This window comes from Thiovibrio sp. JS02 (genome assembly GCF_053485635.1).
The window spans coordinates 462,720-482,827 of the sequence record NZ_CM130715.1 but is presented as its reverse complement, the minus strand read 5'-3'; the positions used below and the strand labels follow the sequence as shown (position 1 = coordinate 482,827).

Annotated in this window: 17 protein-coding genes and 1 riboswitch; of the genes, 9 read left to right on the top strand and 8 right to left on the bottom strand. The window is 56.3% G+C overall.

Annotation, left to right across the window (positions count from 1 at the left end; translation table 11 throughout):
* Nucleotides 1-69: 69 nt before the first annotated feature.
* The 3 genes from ACUUL3_RS02380 to ACUUL3_RS02370 form a co-directional block, all read right to left on the bottom strand.
* Nucleotides 70-699: a DUF502 domain-containing protein gene (locus ACUUL3_RS02380; RefSeq protein ID WP_448554221.1), complete on the bottom strand. Its 630-nt coding sequence runs from the start codon at nt 697-699 to the stop codon at nt 70-72.
* A 193-nt stretch (nt 700-892) separates the two neighbouring features.
* The gene (locus ACUUL3_RS02375) at nt 893-1,879 is read right to left on the bottom strand and encodes a calcium/sodium antiporter (protein ID WP_448554219.1); all 987 of its coding nucleotides are present in this window, start codon (nt 1,877-1,879) and stop codon (nt 893-895) included.
* 197 nt (nt 1,880-2,076) lie between these two features.
* On the bottom strand, nt 2,077-2,679 hold the full coding sequence (locus tag ACUUL3_RS02370; RefSeq protein ID WP_448554217.1) for a mechanosensitive ion channel family protein: 603 nt from the start codon (nt 2,677-2,679) through the stop codon (nt 2,077-2,079).
* 367 nt (nt 2,680-3,046) lie between these two features.
* Between ACUUL3_RS02370 and ACUUL3_RS02365 the strand changes: the two genes are divergently transcribed.
* From ACUUL3_RS02365 to phoU, 6 genes are all read left to right on the top strand, one after another.
* The gene (locus ACUUL3_RS02365; RefSeq protein ID WP_448554215.1) at nt 3,047-4,231 is read left to right on the top strand and encodes a mechanosensitive ion channel; all 1,185 of its coding nucleotides are present in this window, start codon (nt 3,047-3,049) and stop codon (nt 4,229-4,231) included.
* 386 nt (nt 4,232-4,617) lie between these two features.
* Nucleotides 4,618-5,490, top strand: a complete 873-nt coding sequence (locus ACUUL3_RS02360) for a PstS family phosphate ABC transporter substrate-binding protein (RefSeq protein WP_448554213.1) — start codon at nt 4,618-4,620, stop codon at nt 5,488-5,490.
* Nucleotides 5,474-6,361 (top strand): phosphate ABC transporter permease subunit PstC, encoded by an 888-nt coding sequence (pstC, locus tag ACUUL3_RS02355; protein WP_448554212.1) that lies wholly within the window; start codon nt 5,474-5,476, stop codon nt 6,359-6,361. Before ACUUL3_RS02360 ends, pstC begins: the two co-directional genes overlap by 17 nt.
* On the top strand, nt 6,358-7,206 hold the full coding sequence (gene pstA / locus ACUUL3_RS02350; RefSeq protein WP_448554210.1) for a phosphate ABC transporter permease PstA: 849 nt from the start codon (nt 6,358-6,360) through the stop codon (nt 7,204-7,206). Before pstC ends, pstA begins: the two co-directional genes overlap by 4 nt.
* Complete coding sequence (pstB, locus tag ACUUL3_RS02345; protein ID WP_448554208.1) at nt 7,200-7,985, top strand: phosphate ABC transporter ATP-binding protein PstB; 786 nt, start codon at nt 7,200-7,202, stop codon at nt 7,983-7,985. Before pstA ends, pstB begins: the two co-directional genes overlap by 7 nt.
* 15 nt (nt 7,986-8,000) lie before the next feature.
* Nucleotides 8,001-8,669, top strand: a complete 669-nt coding sequence (gene phoU, locus ACUUL3_RS02340) for a phosphate signaling complex protein PhoU (RefSeq protein WP_448554207.1) — start codon at nt 8,001-8,003, stop codon at nt 8,667-8,669.
* 172 nt (nt 8,670-8,841) lie between these two features.
* On the opposite strand, the gene ACUUL3_RS02335 is transcribed toward phoU, so the two are convergent.
* Together ACUUL3_RS02335 and cysC are read right to left on the bottom strand one after the other, a co-directional pair.
* Nucleotides 8,842-10,185 (bottom strand): dynamin family protein, encoded by a 1,344-nt coding sequence (locus ACUUL3_RS02335; RefSeq protein WP_448554205.1) that lies wholly within the window; start codon nt 10,183-10,185, stop codon nt 8,842-8,844.
* Nucleotides 10,186-10,281: 96 nt separating this feature from the next.
* Nucleotides 10,282-10,893, bottom strand: coding sequence for an adenylyl-sulfate kinase (gene cysC / locus ACUUL3_RS02330; protein WP_448554203.1), 612 nt, complete (start codon nt 10,891-10,893; stop codon nt 10,282-10,284).
* Nucleotides 10,894-11,377: 484 nt separating this feature from the next.
* On the opposite strand from cysC, the gene ACUUL3_RS02325 reads away from it, so the two are divergent.
* The 3 genes from ACUUL3_RS02325 (at nt 11,378) to ACUUL3_RS02315 (ending at nt 16,388) form a co-directional block, all read left to right on the top strand.
* Nucleotides 11,378-12,190: a GspE/PulE/PilB domain-containing protein gene (locus ACUUL3_RS02325; protein WP_448554201.1), complete on the top strand. Its 813-nt coding sequence runs from the start codon at nt 11,378-11,380 to the stop codon at nt 12,188-12,190.
* A gap of 70 nt (nt 12,191-12,260) precedes the next feature.
* Nucleotides 12,261-12,361, top strand: a riboswitch (cyclic di-GMP riboswitch).
* 90 nt (nt 12,362-12,451) lie between these two features.
* On the top strand, nt 12,452-14,695 hold the full coding sequence (locus ACUUL3_RS02320; protein ID WP_448554199.1) for a PKD domain-containing protein: 2,244 nt from the start codon (nt 12,452-12,454) through the stop codon (nt 14,693-14,695).
* Nucleotides 14,696-14,723: 28 nt separating this feature from the next.
* Nucleotides 14,724-16,388, top strand: a complete 1,665-nt coding sequence (locus tag ACUUL3_RS02315; protein ID WP_448554197.1) for a hypothetical protein — start codon at nt 14,724-14,726, stop codon at nt 16,386-16,388.
* A gap of 147 nt (nt 16,389-16,535) precedes the next feature.
* On the opposite strand, the gene ACUUL3_RS02310 is transcribed toward ACUUL3_RS02315, so the two are convergent.
* The 3 genes from ACUUL3_RS02310 to ACUUL3_RS02300 are packed head-to-tail and all read right to left on the bottom strand — an operon-like array spanning nt 16,536 to nt 20,057.
* Nucleotides 16,536-17,507 carry a sulfotransferase gene (locus ACUUL3_RS02310; protein ID WP_448554195.1) on the bottom strand — a complete coding sequence of 324 codons (972 nt, stop codon included), beginning with the start codon at nt 17,505-17,507 and terminating at the stop codon, nt 16,536-16,538.
* Entirely contained in the window at nt 17,495-18,724 is a 1,230-nt protein-coding gene (locus ACUUL3_RS02305; RefSeq protein ID WP_448554193.1) for a polysaccharide deacetylase family protein, read from the bottom strand. Before ACUUL3_RS02305 ends, ACUUL3_RS02310 begins: the two co-directional genes overlap by 13 nt.
* Complete coding sequence (locus ACUUL3_RS02300) at nt 18,711-20,057, bottom strand: phenylacetate--CoA ligase family protein (RefSeq protein WP_448554191.1); 1,347 nt, start codon at nt 20,055-20,057, stop codon at nt 18,711-18,713. Before ACUUL3_RS02300 ends, ACUUL3_RS02305 begins: the two co-directional genes overlap by 14 nt.
* Nucleotides 20,058-20,108 lie beyond the last annotated feature (51 nt).

Genomic DNA, 20,108 nt, shown 5'->3' with positions numbered 1-20,108 from the left:
GACGAGGAGTCCGGAGCCCCGGAAGGCAAAACCGCGGCGCCGGGCAGGATGCCGGCCAGGAAAGAGGCGTTACGCCGCGGGCGGGCTGTTCTGTTTTCCCCGCAGGGCATCCCGTTCGATGATGCCCGCGGTCATGGCGAACTTCATCGCCCGATCGATGGGGATATCCACGGGCTCAAGGAGGGAACGCGGCACCAGCAGGGTGTAGCCGCCGATCTGATAACTCAGGGGAAAATAGACGGCCACCAGGGTGCTGTCCAACCCCTGGCCGAGAAAGGAAAGGTCGGTCTTGGTGACAAAGCCCATCACCTTCATGCCGGTATCGCCGACCGCGACCAGCACGGTCTGGCGCGGACCCTTGCTTTTCCCTCCTTCCAGCAGAAAGGCCAGGAACTCCCGCATGGAGCCATAGATGCTTTTCACCAGGGGCACCCGGTAGATGACTCCCTCGAACTTGTCAACAATGACCCGCACGAAAAAAAGTTCCATCAAAAGACCGATGGAAAAGATGAGGGCAAGGCCGATCATCACCCCCATCCCCGGCGCGTACCACCCTTGCGGCAGAAAAAACTGCAGAAAGACTCCGAAAAAATTCTCGGTGGAACGCATGAGCCAGAAGAAAAAATAGATGGTGCCGGTCACCGGCAAGACGGCAACCAGGCCGGTGAGCAATATCTTGTTTATCCGTTTCAACTGCATGGTCTCACCTCTCAGGGAGTGAACACCCCCTTGAAAAACTGGCTGTTGGCGGCACAGGGGATGTGCCGTCGGATTTTGCCGGCTGGCAAGGGGGCAAAAGATTCGTGGGGCCGGCCAGAACCTTTTTTGAGCCAAGCGGCCGTTGAGAAGGCCGGGGATGGCTTTTCAGCGGGCCGATGGCCGGCCGCCATGTTCAAAAGAAGGCAATGGCGCCGGACCGCCATACAATATAGAGGCCATAGGCAAACAGCAGGAATACTCCGCCTCCCCGACCGATCTGCCTCCTGTTCCTCAACGCCAGCGGCAGAAGGAGCACGGAAAGCGCCAGCATGACCCAAAGATCGACGCCGCCCCCCGCCGGCACCGGCACCGGAGAAACAAAGGCGCTCAAGCCCATGATGAAAAGCAGGTTGAAGATGTTGGAGCCGACCACGTTGCCCACGGCGATATCGGACTGGCCGCGCCAGGTGGCGATGACCGAGGTGACCAGCTCCGGCAGGCTGGTGCCGACCGCGACCAGGGTAAGCCCGATCACGACCTTGGGAACCCCGAGCAGGGTGGCCAGGGCCACGGCCGCATCCACGGTGAGCTTCCCGCCCAGCAGCAGGGCGACGAATCCGCCCAGCACCATGAACGCATTCAGGACCAGGGATTTTGACCGGCTGGCCGGACTCGCGGACAGGGCATGCTCGACAAAGGGATCCTCCTCCCTTTTCTGCAGCACCTCGCTGATGGTGTAATAAAGAAAGACGGCAAAGAAGAGAAGAAACACCAGGCCGTCGGCCCGGTCATAATGGTCCGTCGCCCCGCGCAGGAAACCGTCGAACCCGAGGACCAGGGCGGCGGCGGAGGCAAGAAGCATCATGGGAATCTCCCGGGTGATGACGCTTCCCTCGATGGCGATGGGCCTTAGCAGAGCGGCACAGCCGAGGATGAGGGCGATGTTGGCGATGTTGGAGCCGACGATGTTGCCGAAGGAAATGGCGCCGTTGCCCTGCAGGGCGGCGAGCATGTTCACGGCAAGCTCCGGGGCGCTGGTCCCGAAGGCGACAATGGTCAGGCCGATGATCAGGGGGGAAATGCCGACGGTCTTGGCAAGGGCGGAAGCCCCGCGCACCAGGAGATCTCCGCCGCCGAGCAGCAGCACGAACCCGACAACAAGCAGCACCGCATCAAGCATACCTACGCACCTCGCGCTCCTCCCCGAACCGGGCACCGGGTTCATCCCCGGCATTCTTTTTCCGCCCCTCGGACAGCGAAGGGCCGTGGCGGCAAAACCGAGCCCGATTATCAGATTTTCCCCGCCGCTTGTCGAGGCTTTTCTTTCCCTGCCCAACCACTGTTTCGCTTTTTCCTGCGCCGCGTCCCCCTTGCCCTTCACTCCTCATTGAGTTTGAAAGGCAGCGGCTTGCCGAGCAGATGCTTGCCGAGGCTTTCCGTTCTGGCTCCCGGCCGGCGGCGGATCGCCTTCTGGAAAAAGATGTTGTTGGGGATCTGGGTGGTAAAACCGCCCCGGGGGTCGGCCTCCCCCGCGCCCAGGGTGGTGAACATCAGGTTGAAGCCGAGCACCGTGCCGCGCAACCCCTCCCCGCCCACGGGCTCCACCACCTCTATCTCGTCGCCGACCTGAAACACCTTGAAGAGGATGAGAAACAGCGCGCAGAACATATTGCTGAGAATGCTCCACACGGCGATAAAACCGATGGCCACCATGCCGGCCACGGTGAGAAGCGCGGTAAACACCGAGGTGATGCCGATTCCGATCTGCTGCAGGACAATGACGGCCACCACGGTGAAGATGAGCCATTTGAGGATATTCCTGATGACGACATACAGCGGATGGGTGATTGCCTGCTGGCCCAAAAGGGTGACGAGCGCTTTTTTCAGGATAAAATACACAAGAATACCCAGCGCCACGATGATGACCACCGCGACTCCCGGTCCCCCCAGTTCGAGCAGCCGCTCATAATGAAAATTCATCCGCTCTCCTCCTCTTGCCGTTTGCCGCAAGGACAACCCATTGCGTTTCGCTCCGGATGGTAGTCTTTAACAGCCCGCCGAAAAACGTGCCTGCTGCACAGGGATGTGTCGCCGCCTTTTGCCGGCTCCGTGCGGAAGCCGGCAAACCCATGTCTGTCAAGCATAACCGATTTTTGCCGGGAGCCAAAGCCCTGCCGGCCAGGCAGCGGGGAAAAAGAGGGGCCGCCTGGGGCGTGGCCCCGTGAAAACCTGAAAAAAAAATCTTCCACCCGGAAAAACTCTGATGACAACCTCGGTTTTTCCATATATTAGACGATACGCAGGCAATTTCACGCTCGGCAAACAACACTTCGGGGAGGGTAAGGGTATGGAGGATGTCAAGCTGTTCATCAATCCGTTTCTGGAAACACTGGGCGCCTATCTGCCCAGCGTTTTCGGCGCTCTTCTGATCTTTCTGCTGGGGCTTTCCCTGTCCGGCATCCTCAGAAAGGGCCTTGCCAGGCTTCTTGCCGCCGTCAATATCGATGCCCGCTTAAGCGCGAGAACCGGTAATGTCATCGGCGTTGAGCAGTTCATCACCAATCTCTGCTACTACTTTCTCCTGCTCTGGGTTCTCCTCCTGACCTTGGATATCCTCGGGGTTCAGGGCGTACTGGACCCGGTGAAGAACATGTTCAACAATTTCCTCGGGGTCATCCCCAATCTGGTCGCGGCCCTGCTCATCGGCTTTGTCGGCTACGTCATCGCCAGAATCGTTTCGAGCGCCGTCGAAGTCGTCGCCAAGAGCCTGGACAGGCTTTCCCTCAGGATCGGCCTGGGGCAGGAGTTCTGCATCTCCAAGCTTCTCTCGCAGATGATCTTCATCGTCATCTTCGTGCCGGTGCTGATCTCCGCCCTGGAGGCCCTGAAGATCGAGGCCATCTCCGTGCCCTCCACCCAGATGCTGGCGGAAATCCTCATTGCCATTCCGAAAATCCTGGCCGCCATGCTGATCCTGGCCGTCGCTTATGTGGTGGGCCGTTTTGTCACTTCCATCATCACGGAACTGCTGCAAAACATCGGCGCGGACACCCTGCCCGCCCAAGTAGGCATCACCGGCATTGTCGGCGACAAAACCTCGTTCTCCAGGCTGTGCGGCGGCATCGCCTTCTTCTTCATCATGCTGGCCGCCTCGGTTTCCGCGGTGGAACAGCTTTCCATGCCCCAGCTTTCGGAAATCCTCAGCGATTTTCTTCAATTTTCCGGGCAGATCATCCTGGGCCTCGTCATCCTGGCGGTGGGCAACTTCGTGGCGACCCTCGCCTACAACGCCCTCACCAAAACCGCCGACAACAAAGGCCTCGCCAATATCGCCAGGATCGCCATCCTCGGCCTGGTACTGGCCATGGGCCTGCGCGCCATGGGGATTGCCGACGACATCGTCAACCTGGCCTTCGGCCTCACCCTGGGCGCGGTTTCAGTCACCATCGCGCTGGCCTTTGGCCTGGGCGGCAGGGAGGCGGCTGGCAAACAGATGGAATACTGGCTGAGCAAGCTGCGCAGGCCGGAATGATTCCTTGGGCCATCCCCGCTTTCCGGCGAGGAAAAGCGGGAGGAAAGGATTGTTTTTCCCTGCCCGGATGTGCGACAATCACAAAGTGATTTTTTACTCTGGCAAACAGGATGAAATTCTGGTATCGAATCCGTGCAACTTGACACTCCGTCGAAAAAATCAGCCCTGGTTTTTCAACGGCAGGTTGGCCGGAGAAGGCTTTGGCCAATGACTTGCACAAAAAAATCCTGCCGGACCGGCCATGGGGAAATGGATGTTCCCAGGGGCAAAAGCCGCCCCACCTGCCACACGTAACGGACTCGCGAAAAATATGAGAAAAGCGGGAAGCCCCCCTTCCCAAAACCATATTCGGCGCTGTTTGGCCCCCACATGAAAAGGTGTCTGTCATGCAACGACTCATCGCCCTTGCCCTAAGCCTTCTGCTCATCCCCCTCCTTGCCGGCTGCGGTTCCGCCCCGGAAGAAAACGGCCAGAAAAAGACGCAAACCCAGTACCTTTCCATCAAGGGCTCGGACACCATGGTCCATCTGGTGAGCACCTGGACCGAAGAGTTCATGAAAACCGACGCGAATGTCGACATTTCCGTAACCGGCGGCGGTTCCGGCACCGGCATCGCCGCCCTGCTCAACGGCACCACCGATATCTGCGCCGCCTCCAGGGCCATGAAGGAAAAGGAGTTGAAGCAGGCCCAGGCGAGCAATATTTCTCCCAAGGAGATCGCGGTCGCCCGGGATGGCATCGTTCTGGTGGTCAACCCGGAAAACCCCGTCAACAGCCTGACCACCGACCAGCTTCGCCTGATTTACACCGGCAAGGCGACGAACTGGCAGGAGGTCGGCGGCCCTGACGCGCCGATCATCGTGCTCTCCAGGGAGTCCAGCTCCGGCACCTTCATCTTCTTCCAGGAGCATGTTCTCAACAAAGAGGATTACACCGCCTCCGCCCGTCTTCTTCCCGGCACCTCGGCGCTCATCCAGGCCGTGGCCTCGGACAAATGGGCCATCGCCTACGTCGGCCTCGGTTTCGCCGCAGAGTCCCAGGGTACCGTCAAGGCCCTGGCCGTGCAGGCCGAGGGTCAGGCCGCTCCGGTCGCTCCCAGCGAGGCGACCATCAGCTCCGGCGAATATGCCATCTCCCGGCCCCTGTTTTTCTACACCAACGGCGATGCCCAGGGCGTTGCCAAAAAGTTTGTCGATTTCTGCCTGAGCCCGGCCGGGCAGGACATTGTGAGGAAAGCGGGATATGTCCCGGTCCAATAGAGCCATCTTCACGGACAGGATGATGCGGATACTGCTGGTCGGCGCGGCGTCGACCAGCGTCCTCATCGTCGGCCTGATCTTCCTCTTTCTCTTCAAGGAGGCGGGCCCCTTTGTCCTGAAACCGGGATTGGCGAAACTCTTCGACAACCAGTGGATCCCGGTCTCCTTCCTGAAGGAACGCTACGGGGTGGGGCCGCTGCTTTCCGGCTCCGCCCTGGTGACGGTGCTGGCCATGCTCATCACCGTGCCCACCTCGGTCCTGATCGCCATCTACATCGCCGAAATCGCCCGGCCCGTGGAACGGGAATGCCTGAAGCCCTTCATCGAGATCCTCGCCAGCATCCCCTCGGTGGTTCTCGGCTTCTTCGGCCTCATCGTGGTCGCTCCCCTGGTGAAAGAGATTTTCGGCTTGAGCACCGGGCTTACCGGCCTCACCGGCGCCCTGCTCCTCTCCCTCATGGCCATCCCCACCGTGATTTCCATCTCCGAGGACGCCCTGGCCAGCGTGCCCTATGCCCTGAAAAACGCCTCCCTCGCCCTGGGCGCCAGCCATCTGCAGACCATCTTCCGGGTCACCCTGCCGGCGGCCCTGCCCGGCATCGTCGCCGCGGTGATGCTCGGCATCGGCCGGGTAATCGGCGAGACCATGGCGGTCCTGATGGTGACCGGCAACTCGGCCATCGTCACCTTTTCCCCCCTGGAATCGGTACGGACGATGACCGCCACCATCGCGGCGGAGATGGGGGAGGTGCCCTTCGGCTCCGTCCATTACCAGGCGCTTTTCTGGATCGGCATCATCCTGCTCTTCATCACCTTCGCCCTCAATATCATCGCCCAGCGCGTCCTGAAAAAATACGGGATGATGAAATGAACAACACCAGGGAAAAATTTGTCCTGCTGAGCTTGCGCCTTATCACCTACTGCGTGGTGCTGATCATCGGCTATATCCTTTTCGACATCATCAAAAACGGCATGCCGGCCCTCAACTGGGGCTTCGTCAGCACCTTTCCCCGACGCAGCGGAGCGGCGGGCGGCATTCTGCCGGCCATTGTCGGCACCTTCTATCTGGTGATCGGCACCATCGCCGTCTCCCTGCCCCTGGGAGTGGGCGGCGCCATTTATCTCTCCGAATATGCAGGGCACGGCCGTTTCGCCAATCTGGTGCGCCTGGCCATCATCACCCTTGCCGGCGTGCCCTCCATCGTCTTCGGCCTGTTCGGCCTGGGCCTCTTCGTGCTTTTCTGCGGCTTCGGGCCTTCCATTCTGGCCGGCAGCCTCACCCTGGCCTGCATGGTGCTGCCCACCATCATCGTGGCCAGCGAAGAGGCCCTGCGCGCGGTGCCCAAAGGCTTCCGGGACGCCAGCCTGGCCCTGGGCGCCACCAAATGGGAGACCATCCGCACCAATGTCCTGCCCTACTCCCTCTCCGGCATGATCACCGGCTCCATCCTGGGAATCGGCCGGGCCGCCGGGGAAACCGCCCCCATCCTCCTCACGGTGGCGGCGTTTTTCCTCCCCAAGCTGCCCAAGTCGGTTTTCGACCAGGTCATGGCGCTGCCCTATCACCTTTATATCCTGGCCACCCAGCATCCGGAAGCGGACCGGCTTAAAAACATGCAGTACGGAACAGCCCTGATTCTCCTCCTCCTGGTTCTGGGCTTGAGCCTTGGCGCAATCATCATTCGAACACATTTCAGGAAAAAATTCCGATGGTAGAAAAATCCATTTTCCCGCAAGACCTCGACATCGTCATCACCACCCGGCATGTCAATTTCTTCTATGGGGCAAAACAGGCTCTTTTTGATATCACCCTGGACATCCCGGCCAAGCAGGTCACGGCCCTGATCGGTCCTTCCGGCTGCGGCAAGTCGACCTTCCTGCGCTGCCTGAACCGGATGAACGACACCATCACCGCCAGCCGGGTCGAGGGAGAAATCCGGATCAACGGCTCCGACATCTACGCCAACGGCACCAATGTCGTGGAGCTGCGCAAGGAGGTGGGCATGGTCTTTCAGAAATCAAACCCCTTCCCCAAATCGATCTTCGACAATGTCGCCTACGGCCCGCGCATCCACGGCATGAAAGACAAGAACCGACTGACCGAGATCGTCGAACAGAGCCTGCAACAGGCCGCCATCTGGGAAGAGGTCAAGGACCGGCTGCACGACAACGCCATGGGGCTTTCCGGCGGCCAGCAGCAGCGCCTCTGCATCGCCCGCGCCCTGGCGGTGGGGCCGAAGATCCTGCTCATGGACGAACCGGCCTCGGCGCTCGACCCCAAATCCACCACCCGCATCGAGGATCTGATCGGCGAGCTGCGCAACAACTACACCATCGTCATCGTCACCCACAATATGCAACAGGCGGCCCGGGTTTCCGACTTTACCGCCTTTTTCTATGAAGGCAGGCTCATAGAATTTGACGCCACCCCGAGAATCTTTACCAATCCCAAGGAAAAACAGACGGAAGACTACATCACCGGCCGCTTCGGATGAGCATGGAGAACAATTATGCCTAAACACATGCAGCACGATATCGAAAAGCTGAAAGCGAAGATCATCAGTATGGGCGAGGCGGTCGAGGACCGGGTATACCAGGCCACCCTCGCCGTGATCAACCGCGATGTCAACAAGGCCAATGCCGTGATCAAAGGCGACCGGGAGATCGACGACATGGAGGTGGAAATCGAAGAGGACTGCCTGAAGATTCTCGCGCTCTATCAGCCGGTGGCCATTGATCTGCGCTTCATCGTGGCGGTGCTGAAGATCAACAGCGACCTCGAACGCATCGGCGACCTCGCGGTGAACATCGCGGAAAGGGGCCTGTATCTCTGCGGCCAGGAACGCTTCGAAATCCCCTTTGATCTCTCGCCCATGGTCTCGCTGGCGGAAAAGATGGTGACCGAAAGCATCGACTCGCTGGTCAACCTCGACGTCCGCCTGGCCCACCAGATCCGGGCCTCGGACGACAAGATGGACGCCATGAACCGGGAGATGTACATAAAGCTCAGGGGCATGCTCACCACCGACACCGAGCATGTCAACAACCTGCTGCATGCGCTCTCGGTGGGCCGGCACCTGGAACGTATTGCCGACCATGCCACCAACATTGCCGAGGATGTCATCTATCTGGTGGATGCGCAGATCATCCGGCACAAGCCGGAACTGTACAACGATTAGCAGACCGGCCGGGGGCCATCCGGTCGATTGAAAAAAACCTCCCCCGGTTTTTCCGACCGCCGGTCGGCCACGGAAGATTGCGGCCAACCCCACGAATTTCCCGGCTCTCTCAGAGCCGGCACCATTCGGCGCCGCATCCGCCGCCAGGAGCCCGTTTTGCAACGGGCCGCCATTATGGCCGGCCTGATTTTTCCCCGTGCTGATAATAGCGGCGCAGATCCTTGTCCAGGAAGCGCTCGATCCTGCGCAGATGGCGACGGTGCGCCCGCCACAGGAGCCTCCGCGGCTCGGCGCCCAGCCGGCGGAGAACCCTTTCCCGCACCCGGCTCCAGATATCCTTCTTGTATGCGTTGTCCAGGAGAACCAGGCCGTCAACCTGCCCGCATGCCTCCCTGACGAAGCGGGGCAGCACGAACCGCTTCACCACGAGATAGAGCAGAAAAAACAACAGGCCGGCAACGGAGAAGGGCAGCAGGAAGGACTCGGGACTCACCCGGCCGGAAAGCAGCCCGACCAGCAGCGGCGTTTCCGGCACCCCGGTCAGGGCCTTCAACAGCAGATCCCCGAAGAAAAAAAGAGCGAGCACCGCCAGCATCCCGTAGTTGAGGATGTTTTTCAGGCGCGCGCCAAAGCCGCTTTTGAATCGGGCCAGGGCCTCGACCTCAAGGCGCAGGCCCCTCACCTCGCGCTCCACGTCCTGGAGGATATGGTTGACCCTCTTGGCCGGCGCCTCGCGGATCGCCTCGATCAGATCCCGCCGCTCGCCGTCCCAGACGGCGAAGGCCGCGGCGTTCTCGGCCAGTCCGGGGGAATAGGTCAGAAAGATCCTGGGGATGTCCTTGCGGCCGGTCATCTGGGAAAGGTTCCAGCAGAGGGTGCCGTAGGAGCGGACCAGATCGGCGGAGCTGTCGCATTCATCGATGCGGTTCAGCACATAGAGTATTCTGTCTTCGCTGGTGCTGCCCGGCAGGGTGCCCCTGATGGCCTGGTAGGTTTCCTTGATGGTCCCGGCCTTGAAGGGGTCGAACATCAGGATGATGATATCGGCAAGCCGCGCCAGTTCGCCCACCACCCCAAGATAATCGTAGCCGCGGTCCCGCTCGGTGACCGAATCGAGCATGCCGGGGGTATCGATGATCACCATCCTGTCGAGAAAGGGGGAATCGACATGCTTGAGGCGGAGGTGGGCCTCAAGCCGTTCGCCGAACTTTCCGAGGCCGGCAAAGGGCAGAGCCGGGTCCCTGATCACCGTGCTGCCCGGAATCTCCGGCAGCACCTCACCCGGCTCAACGCCGGCCAGGATGGTGAAGCTGTCGTCGGTGGGGGACTGGCCGGTCCTCTGTATTGTCTGTCCGAGCAGCTCGTTGATGAAGGTGGATTTACCGGAGGAGTAATTGCCGATCACCAGCACGATGGGCTTCCACTTCAGGGGCATGAGAAGGTTTTCAAAATCGAGCCCGTAGAGTTCAAAAAGCGGCCGGAGCCTGCGCCGCAGAAGCACCTCGAGTTCAGCCACCACGGCTTCATGCCCCGTACCCGAAGCTGACCTTGTTCCCGCCATGTCCATGAGCCCCTGCCCCCTCGCCGCCCCGTTGCTCCCTGCGGCCGCACCTCAGACGCTGATGACCTTTCTGGCGATCAGCAGATTGATGATCTCGTCCACGCCGCTTTCTATGGAGGTATTCACCGTGTCGATCACCAGATCGGGACCGACCGGCTCCTCATAGGGTGAGGAGATCCCCGTGTAATTCTTGATTTTCCCCTCTCTGGCCTTTTTGTAGAGCCCCTTCACATCCCGCTGTTCGCAGACCTCAAGGGAGCACTTGCAATATATCTCCAGAAAATCCCCCGCGCCGAGAAAATCCCGCACCATCTTCCGGTCGGTGCGCATGGGAGAGATAAAGGCGGAAAGAGAAATCACCCCCGCGTCGAGAAAGAGCTTCACCACCTGGGCGATGCGGCGGATGTTCTCATGCCGGTCCTCGATGCTGAAGCCGAGATCGGCGCAGAGGCCGTGCCGGATGTTGTCCCCGTCAAAAACATAGGCCTGGCAGCGCAAATCGTGCAGCCTCCTGGCGGCGGCGTGGGCCAGGGTGGACTTGCCCGAGCCGGACAGCCCGGTAAACCAGAGATTCACACTGCGATGGCCAAGCATTTTTTCCCGGTCGCGCCGACAGACAGAGGTATCATGCCAGACAACATTTTCATCCTTTTCAATATTCATGGGTCTTCTTCTCCTTATCACCCGAACAACGCATGCCTCATGCGTTTCTCTTCCCGAAAGCCATCCCGATCGGCCCAGAACATGCTACCACAACCACCCGCCCGGCCAAAAAGGAAAAAACCGGCGCAAGACAAACACGCTTCTCCGGAAAACCGGAATCACAAACAGGGTTTTCGCTGATAACCATTTAATACAATTACAATTCCAGCGAACAGGCAAACTTTTTTCCAAAAAACGGAAAAATACACTGTTTTTCCCGGTTCAGCAGCCACTCTTCTTCCCCACAACCCCCTAACACCTTGTAATCTCATGATTTCCACCCCGCACCCGGCCCGGGCATATTTTTTGCTTTATAGATTGGAGAGGAATTCCCTATTCCTCATCGGCTGGACATCATGGCAGGGGGGCTGATCAAGAACGATTCGCACAAGCAACGAATCATGAAAAAAATCCTTCATAACCTCTAATCTGGAGATAACAGGCAATGAAAGCAAAAGTACAGCTTGGACAATTACTTCTTGAAAAAAAACTTGTTACCCAGGATCAGATCAATGAAGCACTTCGCCTGCAGGTGAGCGGAGGACGGCGGCTCGGCTACCTTCTCATCAAGATGGGCTACCTCAACGACGAGCAGTTGCTCAAGGCCCTGGCCGAGCAGCTTGAGGTGCCCATCATCAATATCGATGAAAAATTCTCCAACGAAGTACGCTCGGCGGTTCCCCGCTACCTCTGTCAGAAATACAGCCTCATCCCCCTCGGCAGGAAAAACCACAACATCCTTTCCGTGGCCATGGCGGATCCCATGGACCGGCAGGCCATAGAGGACATCGAAAATTACACGAATCTGGTGGTCGAAGCAAGCCTGGCCAAACACAACGAGATCGACCGCGCCATCAAGCAGTACATCCCCCTTTCCCTCAAGGACATCTTCAACCCGCAATCCTTCGGTCTGGTGGCCAAATCGGCAACCGCCCTTCTTTTCATCATCTTCGTGGTGATGAGCTTTTTCGCCGCCAGGTACGTGTACCATGAAAAATACGGCACCATAACCATGGCCGACTCGTCGGTGATCTACAAAAACCATGACATCATGATCGGGGTCGACAAGGCAGGGAAATTTTCCCTCCTGGGCCGGGGCGCCAGGGCAACGGGATTCTATTCGGTGACCTTTGAGAATATCGACCAGCTCAAGGCCTTTCTGGAGATGAAGAAAACCGACTTTTCCGAAAAACAGTATGATTGGATCAACTGGACCATCAGCCACAGGATCGAAAAAACAAAACCCGGGCAGGGATGATTTTTCGCCAGCCCATCCGAAGGTCTGACTTTTCGTTCCCACTGGCACGCATTTCGCATAAAAACCACGCGAACGATAAAGGCAAACCTTCTGAAAGGATGGGACGCAAAGCCACCGGCCTAAGTTTCCGGAATTATCAAAACCCGGAGATACGGTAGCGGGGTTGCCGGGGAGGATGTACCAGAGTCGAAAAAATCCTCCACGGCATCTGAGCCTGCTCAACAACGAGCAGGTGACAAAACTTGTCAAAGGTGCCGAAAAATGATCACTTTCACGCGAAAACCATCTCCGAAGTTTCTCTGGTCGCAGCAGCGACCCACGGCCTTCAAGGCAAGGCTTTGCTGCCTGCTTGCTTTGCTGCTGGGCCTCTGGGCGCCCATCCCCTCCCGGGCCGCGATTCTGCAGCCGCTCCACATGGAGTGGTCCTACCAAACCCTCCCTCCTGGGTTGGCGGGCTACAACATTTACCAGAACGGGCAGCTCATCGGCACCTTTCAGGATCCCGCGCTCTTTTTCGCCGACCTCAATGTCTACCTTGAGACCGGGCAACAGAACAGTTTCACCGTCACCGGCGTGGATGCGTACGGAGGGGAAAGCACCCCCTCAGCTCCCTATATCGTCGATGTCCCGGCCGAGGACGACAACGGCAATGTGCCGCCCATTCCGAGCCTGAAACTCTCTTCCACCTCAGGGGACGCCCCCCTGATCCTGGACTGCGACGCCGCCGGCTCCTATGACTTCGACGGCACCATCGCCTCGTACAGCTGGGATTTCGGTGACGGCGCGACCTCTCCCTATGCGACCACCAACCACATCTATAAGGTTCCCGGCACCTACACGGTCCGCCTCACGGTCACGGACAACGACGGCGGCACCGCCTCCGCCCAGGCCAGCGTCAATGTCACGGGCGAGGAGGTGCTGAACACCCCGCCGGTGGCATCGATTTATGTGACAACCAGTTCCGGCGAAGCGCCCCTCGCGGTTCTCCTGGACGGATCATCCTCCACCGACAGCGACGGCACCATAAGCCAATACTCCTGGGATTTCGGTGACGGTTATTCCGGAACAGGCGCTTTTGTAAACCACACTTACAGCTCCACCGGTACCTTCACGGCAATCCTGACCGTCACCGACAACGAAGGGAAAACCGCCTCGGCCCAGACCGTCATCACGGTCACGGCGCCGGTGCCCCTCAATCAACCGCCCACCGCCGTCATAACGGCCAGCCCGTTGACCGGGGTGGCGCCGTTGAATACATCCTTCTCCGGCGCCGGTTCCATTGACGCGGACGGAACCATTACCGCCTACGAATGGGACTTCGGCGACGGCACCACGGGCAGCGGCCTGACCGTTTCCCATCAGTATGGGATAGCCGGCACCTATGTCGCCACCCTGACGGTATGGGACAATTCAGGAGCCAAGGCGCAAACCAATGTAACAATCACGGCGACCAAGGTCGCGGCAACCACGCCGGTGAGCCGGTTCTCCGACGACTTTTCCGTGGACACCTCGGCCAACTACACCGTGATCAACGGCGCACTCACCGTTTCCGGCGGCACGGCCCACGGCAAGGCATATACCGACACGAGGGTATTCCACAAAACCCCGCTGGACAGGGATGATCAATACGTGGAGGCGGATGTCCGCTACTCCGGGAAATCACAGGGAGCAGGGATACTCGTCCGGGTTGATTCCACACTGAAAACCGGCTACCTCGCCTATCTTGAAAGCGGGTACATCAACCTCGCAGCCATATCAGGCGCCTCGAAAACCTGGCTAGGACGCGCCGGTGGAACATACGCCGACGGGACGTACAAACTGCGCATGGAGGCGGAAGGCAGCACCATCCGCATCTTTGTCAACGGCCAACTTATGGTTGAGCGGCAGGACACCAAATACGCCACCGGCAAATACGTGGGCCTTCGCTTCAACCAGGGCGCGGTAGATGCCGATATGTACGCGGACAATCTGGCCGCGGGCATCTTCTCCACCGACATGGTGGACGACTTCTCCGCAGACACTTCGGCAAGCTATACCCCGATCATTGGTGTCATGTCGGTGGTCAACGGCGCTGCGCACGGTAAGGCATACAGCGACACCAGGGTACTTTCCAAAACTCCCATCGAAAGCGACGACCAGTTTGTCGAGGCCGACGCCCGCTACTCAGGAAAGAGCCAGGGCGCCGGCCTGCTCCTGCGGGGAGACATTGCAACCGGCACAGGCTACCTTGCCTATTTTGAAAGTGGATATATCAATCTCGCCGCCGCCTCCGGCAGCACGAAACTCTGGCTTGCCCGTTCCGGCGGGGCCTACGCCGAAGGGACATACAAATTACGCATGGAGGCGGAGGGCACCACGGTACGGATCTTTGTCAACGGCAAACTGGCCCTGGAAAAATCGGACGCCAAATACGCCACAGGCAAACACGCAGGCCTCAGATTCAACCAGGGCCCAGCCGATGCGGACATGTTTGCGGACAATCTGACTGCCGGCATACTGAAATAGCAACTCTTTGACCAGAGAGGAAAATACAATGAAATCCCGTTCCCTTGGAAAGATTATATTTACACTGCTGTTCTTTCTCCCTTCACTGTGCTTTGCACAACTATGGCCCCACTTCAAAACATTTGGTTTTGATTATGGATATCCACGCGACACTGAACAGCTGCAATGGCTGGCGACCCATCACGATGTCCTCGTCGGCATCGGAGAATGGCAAACAAAAAAAATCTCCGAAGCACAGTATGACACGTTGAAGGCTGCTAACCCCAACGTCATTCTCATTCCCTATGTGGTATTCCAGGCCTTCACTTTTCTTCCAATGCAAGACTTCATGGTCTCTTGGGCAAAACAAAACAGTTACAACCCAGAAGACCTCTACCTTCATTACTATTACGACACCGTGGTCAAAACCAGGGTCAAGGTGGTTAAAACCTCGGGCACAGGGACCCCTTCTGACAGGGTTTGTGACGTTAACGGCGTTCTCCTTGCTGATGGCCTGTCCAGCAACTATTACATCGCCTTGGGCTATGGAGGAGGTAAGGCAAAGACCATTGAAGAAGCGAGGATATTCCAATATTGGAATGCCGGATTCGAACCGCGCATGAATCATCTCTCCGCCGCTTGGAAAGGTGCTTACAAGGCCTATATTCTGGACGTAATAACCGCAGAGGGAACAACAAATAAATATGCCGATGGCGTAATGCTCGACACCTACCAGGGGGCCTTTGACGTTGTTGGCTACTTGCCGAACATGCACCACATGATCGAGGTGCGCAACGCAGGGTACACCACGGACGACAAAACAGCCAAAGCGTGGTACGCGGAACAAGTAGCCCTCTATGTTGGCGACCTAAGAGAATATCTGAAGTCAAAAACTGGAAAATCAATGATTTATATCATCCCGAATTTTGGGGAGCTGAGCTATACATACAATACCTATAAATTTGGTTGCGAAGATCAGTTTGCGGCAAACAAACTCAACGCCGGCACCATCGAGTATGTTGCCTCTCCGAGTAAAAACTACTACGTCATCAGAGACTACTTCCAAAAACATTACGATGCAGGCGCCCAAAATGATTTCTTCTTCTTCAACCATCTGGACACCGCCTGGTACCACTATGGCAAAACGCCTCCTATTGGCGGGAAGCAGTTTATGATCGGCTCACTCTATCTCTTCAACTCGCCGACCACCTTTTCGGCTATTCATTACGGAACTGCCTCTAAATATGGGCCCGACCCGACGTATGCGGATTCGCATTGGGACAAAATGATGGAATTTGACATCGGCACCCCGGTTGTCCGAGGCGAAAACGATTTCTGGGGAGTTCCCAATACTGACAGGGCTTTTCTCGTCGAAACAGAGGCCCCTGGCTCATGGAACGCTACCCTCAACAGAACTGATCCGCGAGGACGCTATGTCCTGGCCCGAGAATACACCAAGGGACTTGTGATTGTTCGGTATGAATATTCAAACAACACGACGCTTTCCGAGCTCGGCACAGAACCACGCACATATCAATTAGGGGGGGAATACCGCCGTTTGCTCGAAGACAACACCTTTGGGCCGGTTGTTACGGAAATAACCATTGGCTTGAGCGAGGGGGCGATCCTGATCAAAAAGGAATATGCCAAAACCCCTTGGCAGGGCCCCGTTATCGATCAAAACAAAACGACTCTGCCTTTACTGACGCAGTGACCATCCCCATCTCCTTGCCTCACCACAAAGGAAAGGAACGAAAAAAAGCGTATTATAACCAAAAGAGGGTTGCCTTAACAAAAGCAACCCTCTTTTGGTTGTGAGAACAAACAGCCTTAACCTTCGGCTCTTCCTCTTTTCTCGCTCCTATCTGCCGTCCCCAAACTGTAGCAGATCTTTCGCTAACAATTTCATATAGTAATATCCACTCCGCAAAATCGCCATCCTGTCTTTTACTGAAAGAGGAGGCACATCGATGGGCTCATAGCCATATGCTGCCATCTCCGACGCGAGCCTTGCCTGAATAAACTTCAACTCAAACGGCAGCAACCCGCTCCTCCATTTTTCTAAACTTTTCGCATTGGGATCAGAGCGGACATTCACATGAAGGGCTTGCTGATTTTCAGGAATTTTATCTGAATAGGAAGCTCCTGTTTCCTTTTTCTCTTCGCTCACATCCAAGTATCTCAAAACATTTCTAATCCACAGCGCAGGATCTCCGATGAGGCTTTCATAAGGCACGCAAAGGAGGCTGTTGTTGGTCGCGTTATCAGAAAGAATCTTAATTCTTTTTTTGTATTGCCAGACAAAATATGGCAAAGAATGCCCCATTGATTTTCCGGTATATATACAGCGTGCGTTTTTTTGAGAATTAAAAATGGCCCGCGGATCGCGAACCACAAAAATATGTTTAGCGCCCGGAAATGTTTTCTCAGCAGTATTGAGGACATCGACATAATATCCTGCCTTATGCACAAAAACCTGGGCCCCTGTATTTCCAAAATATTCCTTCAGACAACTCAGCAAGATGTCCCTGAAGGTAAGGGGATAACCGTGTTCCGTTAATTTTCTGACTAATGCCTTTCGGTCCACCTTCCATTCCTTAAAACGTATATCTTCAAATAATTCATCAAGATAACTATTCAACTGATTCCCATCTTGAATGATTTCATATTCTTTCGGGACCAATTTCGTAATCGCCCCGGGGAAACCCGCCTCGATCCCGACGGCGATATCAGCAAATTGATCGAGGAGCTTGCAAAGAAGGGTTGAGCCCGATCTGCTCAGATAGCTTACGAAAGCCAGTCGTGGCTCTTTTTTATTCATCATTTCAGGCATTGAATCCTCCCCTCTTTGGCAAATAGGCCGTCCATGTAAAAATATCTGACCAGCGCAAGCGCCTTCAAAACTTGTCGCCGCCGCCGGGAAAACAGGCTTCCTTGATATTCTTCAAGGTAACGGACAAGATAACGGCCACCGGGATAAAATATTTTCCCATTGCGCACTATGCCGGGAACCCCGAACCGTTTGATCAACTTCGGATCATCTCCCACCCTGTTCCGAATTGCTGAAACATCACGCGAGCTTAATGTTATCGCGGCATAAACATTCAAAGCAACCTCTTGGGATGCCTCATCATAACCGCCTCCAGGCCAGCAAAGAAAATGGACTTTTTTCCCAAGACGATCTTCAAGGATCTCTCTAGCCCTCACTAACTCAAAACGGTAGCGCGCATTTCTTTCTTCCGGTGACTCGCTACGTCCTGGGTCAGCGGATCTCTTTCTGAAATCCTCCACTTTTTGCATGAGTTGCTGTCGCCAGTCTGGGGAGTTGAAGAATGCTGCCCCTCCCCTTTGTTTCACAAAATCAACAAGGATCGCTTCCTCTTCAGGGGTTGGGAAATATCGGGTTGCACCGAGTGCCTTTTCATGCTCGTAGACAGGTACGCCGTACGGCACCTCTGTTTTCGACGGATCAAGCAGATAGAACGGCTTTTTTTCTGGATACCTATTCCAATCGAGCCAGTAGTAGCCGTCACCGGGATGATGAAAATCAACAATCTTAGCGCTTATTGGGTACCAGGTATGGGTCATAGCATGGGAATGCACGGACAACGGTCCGTTTCCCGCCAGGAGTTTCAGTTCCGGCCAGGACATGAATCCGCGCGTCTCCAAGGCATCCTCTTCAATCTTTCCGTCCCAGACATCATGTAAATTTGGCCGTACGATGTCACGCGGGTCGACGAAATCAGGATTCATGAAGACCGTACCTTTGAAGCCGTACCGTTCTAATAGTGGGGCAACATAGGTCCAGTTGTCCACATAGCCGTCGTCAAAGGTCAGAAAAACAGAACGCCGGGGCAAAGGCCGTTCTCCGCGGACATGCGCCTGCAACTCGTCGATGTCTATGGTCCTGTAACCATACTTTTTCAGCCACTTCAGATGATCGGCAAAGGTATCCTTCGGCACGGTGAGAAAGGACCATTTCCAATCCTCCATAACCCGACCAACGGTATGGTACATAATGACCGGAATAGGAAGGTTATCCGCTTGCATGAAGATCCCCCCCTTTGCTCGCCGTTTCGTTTACCACGAAACGATGTTTCCCGGCCTTGGTCCTATCAATCTTCTCAACCAAATTTACAACAAGCTCCACTGGACCCATCTTTTCTTCTATTTTCGGCAGGATAGCCCTGATCAATGCTTCGCGCCGCTTCTCAAGATCCTGACCTTCCGGCTCAATGTTCAACTCCAGGCGGTTCAATGCTTTCTGGATAAACTGGAAGGATCTGATCCAATCGTTGCCATCAAGGACATGAATGAAAAAGGAGGGAAAAATCTTGTTTCCGTGCTGCCCATAAAGCATGTCTCCGGAACGGCCAATATTGAGCTCCATCAACGGATACCCTCGCCCGCAGGCGCATTGACCATCCCGAGGCAAACCCAGATCGCCGAGCCGGTATCGCATCAGGGGCTGAACGTAATTGTAAAGAGGGGTCACGACAATATCACGACTCCCAGCCGGGTCCCCTTCCAAATCGATAAATTCCACCCGATTAAAATCAACGAAGATATGCATGCCCCCTTCCGGGCATTCACAGGCAAGACAAGGGGTTTCCCTGCTTCCGTACTGATTATACACCTTACAACGGAAAACATTTTCTATGATATGTCGTTGCTCCGGATACAAAACCTCGGCAGAACAGAACACCCCCTTAACCCCCTCCGGGATATGCCCTTCCGCATCGAGCCAGCGGGCAAAATCCGCCACTACAGAGGGATATCCATAAATGATTGTCGGCTTAAGAGTTACAAGCACCTGCCTCCAGAGCATAAGCTCCTTTTCCGTATAATCATAAACAGGAACGGCAAAATGGCCTGACAAAGAAGCACGCAGCCTGTCCCATAAAGTGGGAGGGAGCCGTTTCTCCTTATTCCCCCAGAGTTCAAAACACAGCTCCCCCGGCCGCCAACCTGCCCAGGAAAAAACCATTGCCATCCATGCCCCCATTCTCTGGTACTGTTGCCAATCCGTCAAAAACGTAACAGGAGTGCCGGTGGAGCCCCCACTGTGGTTGACAAAACGCCGACGTTTTGCGGTAGCAGTGCTCAACAGGCCCTTGTTTTCCTGGCGAAGAATTTCTTTGCTGAGGAATGGGATACGCTCCCAATCATAAGGAAAATTCATGCTCGCAGGGTCAAGCTGCATATTGCGAAAAGTCCGTTCGTAATAGGGAACCGATGCTTTTGCATGCACAGCCAGTTTTCTTGCCAGATTGTCGCCGTCGACGAGCAGCAGATCGCAAGACCGCCACTGCCGCTGAGAAAAATCGGCAAGCATCCGCATCTGCGCACGATTGCGGAATTTGTAAACCAAAGACGAGATCATTTAATTTTCTCCTGACAAAGGGACGCTCCTCAATACTCCTGTGAATTGCTC

Excerpts from the sequence above, each read along its gene's own strand:
- ACUUL3_RS02380 (WP_448554221.1), bottom strand. The coding sequence starts at position 699 with ATGCAGTTGAAACGGATAAACAAGATATTGCTCACCGGCCTGGTTGCC.
- ACUUL3_RS02375 (WP_448554219.1), bottom strand. The coding sequence starts at position 1,879 with ATGCTTGATGCGGTGCTGCTTGTTGTCGGGTTCGTGCTGCTGCTCGGC.
- ACUUL3_RS02370 (WP_448554217.1), bottom strand. The coding sequence starts at position 2,679 with ATGAATTTTCATTATGAGCGGCTGCTCGAACTGGGGGGACCGGGAGTC.
- ACUUL3_RS02365 (WP_448554215.1), top strand. The coding sequence starts at position 3,047 with ATGGAGGATGTCAAGCTGTTCATCAATCCGTTTCTGGAAACACTGGGC.
- ACUUL3_RS02360 (WP_448554213.1), top strand. The coding sequence starts at position 4,618 with ATGCAACGACTCATCGCCCTTGCCCTAAGCCTTCTGCTCATCCCCCTC.
- pstC (WP_448554212.1), top strand. The coding sequence starts at position 5,474 with ATGTCCCGGTCCAATAGAGCCATCTTCACGGACAGGATGATGCGGATA.
- pstA (WP_448554210.1), top strand. The coding sequence starts at position 6,358 with ATGAACAACACCAGGGAAAAATTTGTCCTGCTGAGCTTGCGCCTTATC.
- pstB (WP_448554208.1), top strand. The coding sequence starts at position 7,200 with ATGGTAGAAAAATCCATTTTCCCGCAAGACCTCGACATCGTCATCACC.
- phoU (WP_448554207.1), top strand. The coding sequence starts at position 8,001 with ATGCCTAAACACATGCAGCACGATATCGAAAAGCTGAAAGCGAAGATC.
- cysC (WP_448554203.1), bottom strand. The coding sequence starts at position 10,893 with ATGAATATTGAAAAGGATGAAAATGTTGTCTGGCATGATACCTCTGTC.
- ACUUL3_RS02325 (WP_448554201.1), top strand. The coding sequence starts at position 11,378 with ATGAAAGCAAAAGTACAGCTTGGACAATTACTTCTTGAAAAAAAACTT.
- ACUUL3_RS02320 (WP_448554199.1), top strand. The coding sequence starts at position 12,452 with ATGATCACTTTCACGCGAAAACCATCTCCGAAGTTTCTCTGGTCGCAG.
- ACUUL3_RS02315 (WP_448554197.1), top strand. The coding sequence starts at position 14,724 with ATGAAATCCCGTTCCCTTGGAAAGATTATATTTACACTGCTGTTCTTT.
- ACUUL3_RS02310 (WP_448554195.1), bottom strand. The coding sequence starts at position 17,507 with ATGCCTGAAATGATGAATAAAAAAGAGCCACGACTGGCTTTCGTAAGC.
- ACUUL3_RS02305 (WP_448554193.1), bottom strand. The coding sequence starts at position 18,724 with ATGCAAGCGGATAACCTTCCTATTCCGGTCATTATGTACCATACCGTT.
- ACUUL3_RS02300 (WP_448554191.1), bottom strand. The coding sequence starts at position 20,057 with ATGATCTCGTCTTTGGTTTACAAATTCCGCAATCGTGCGCAGATGCGG.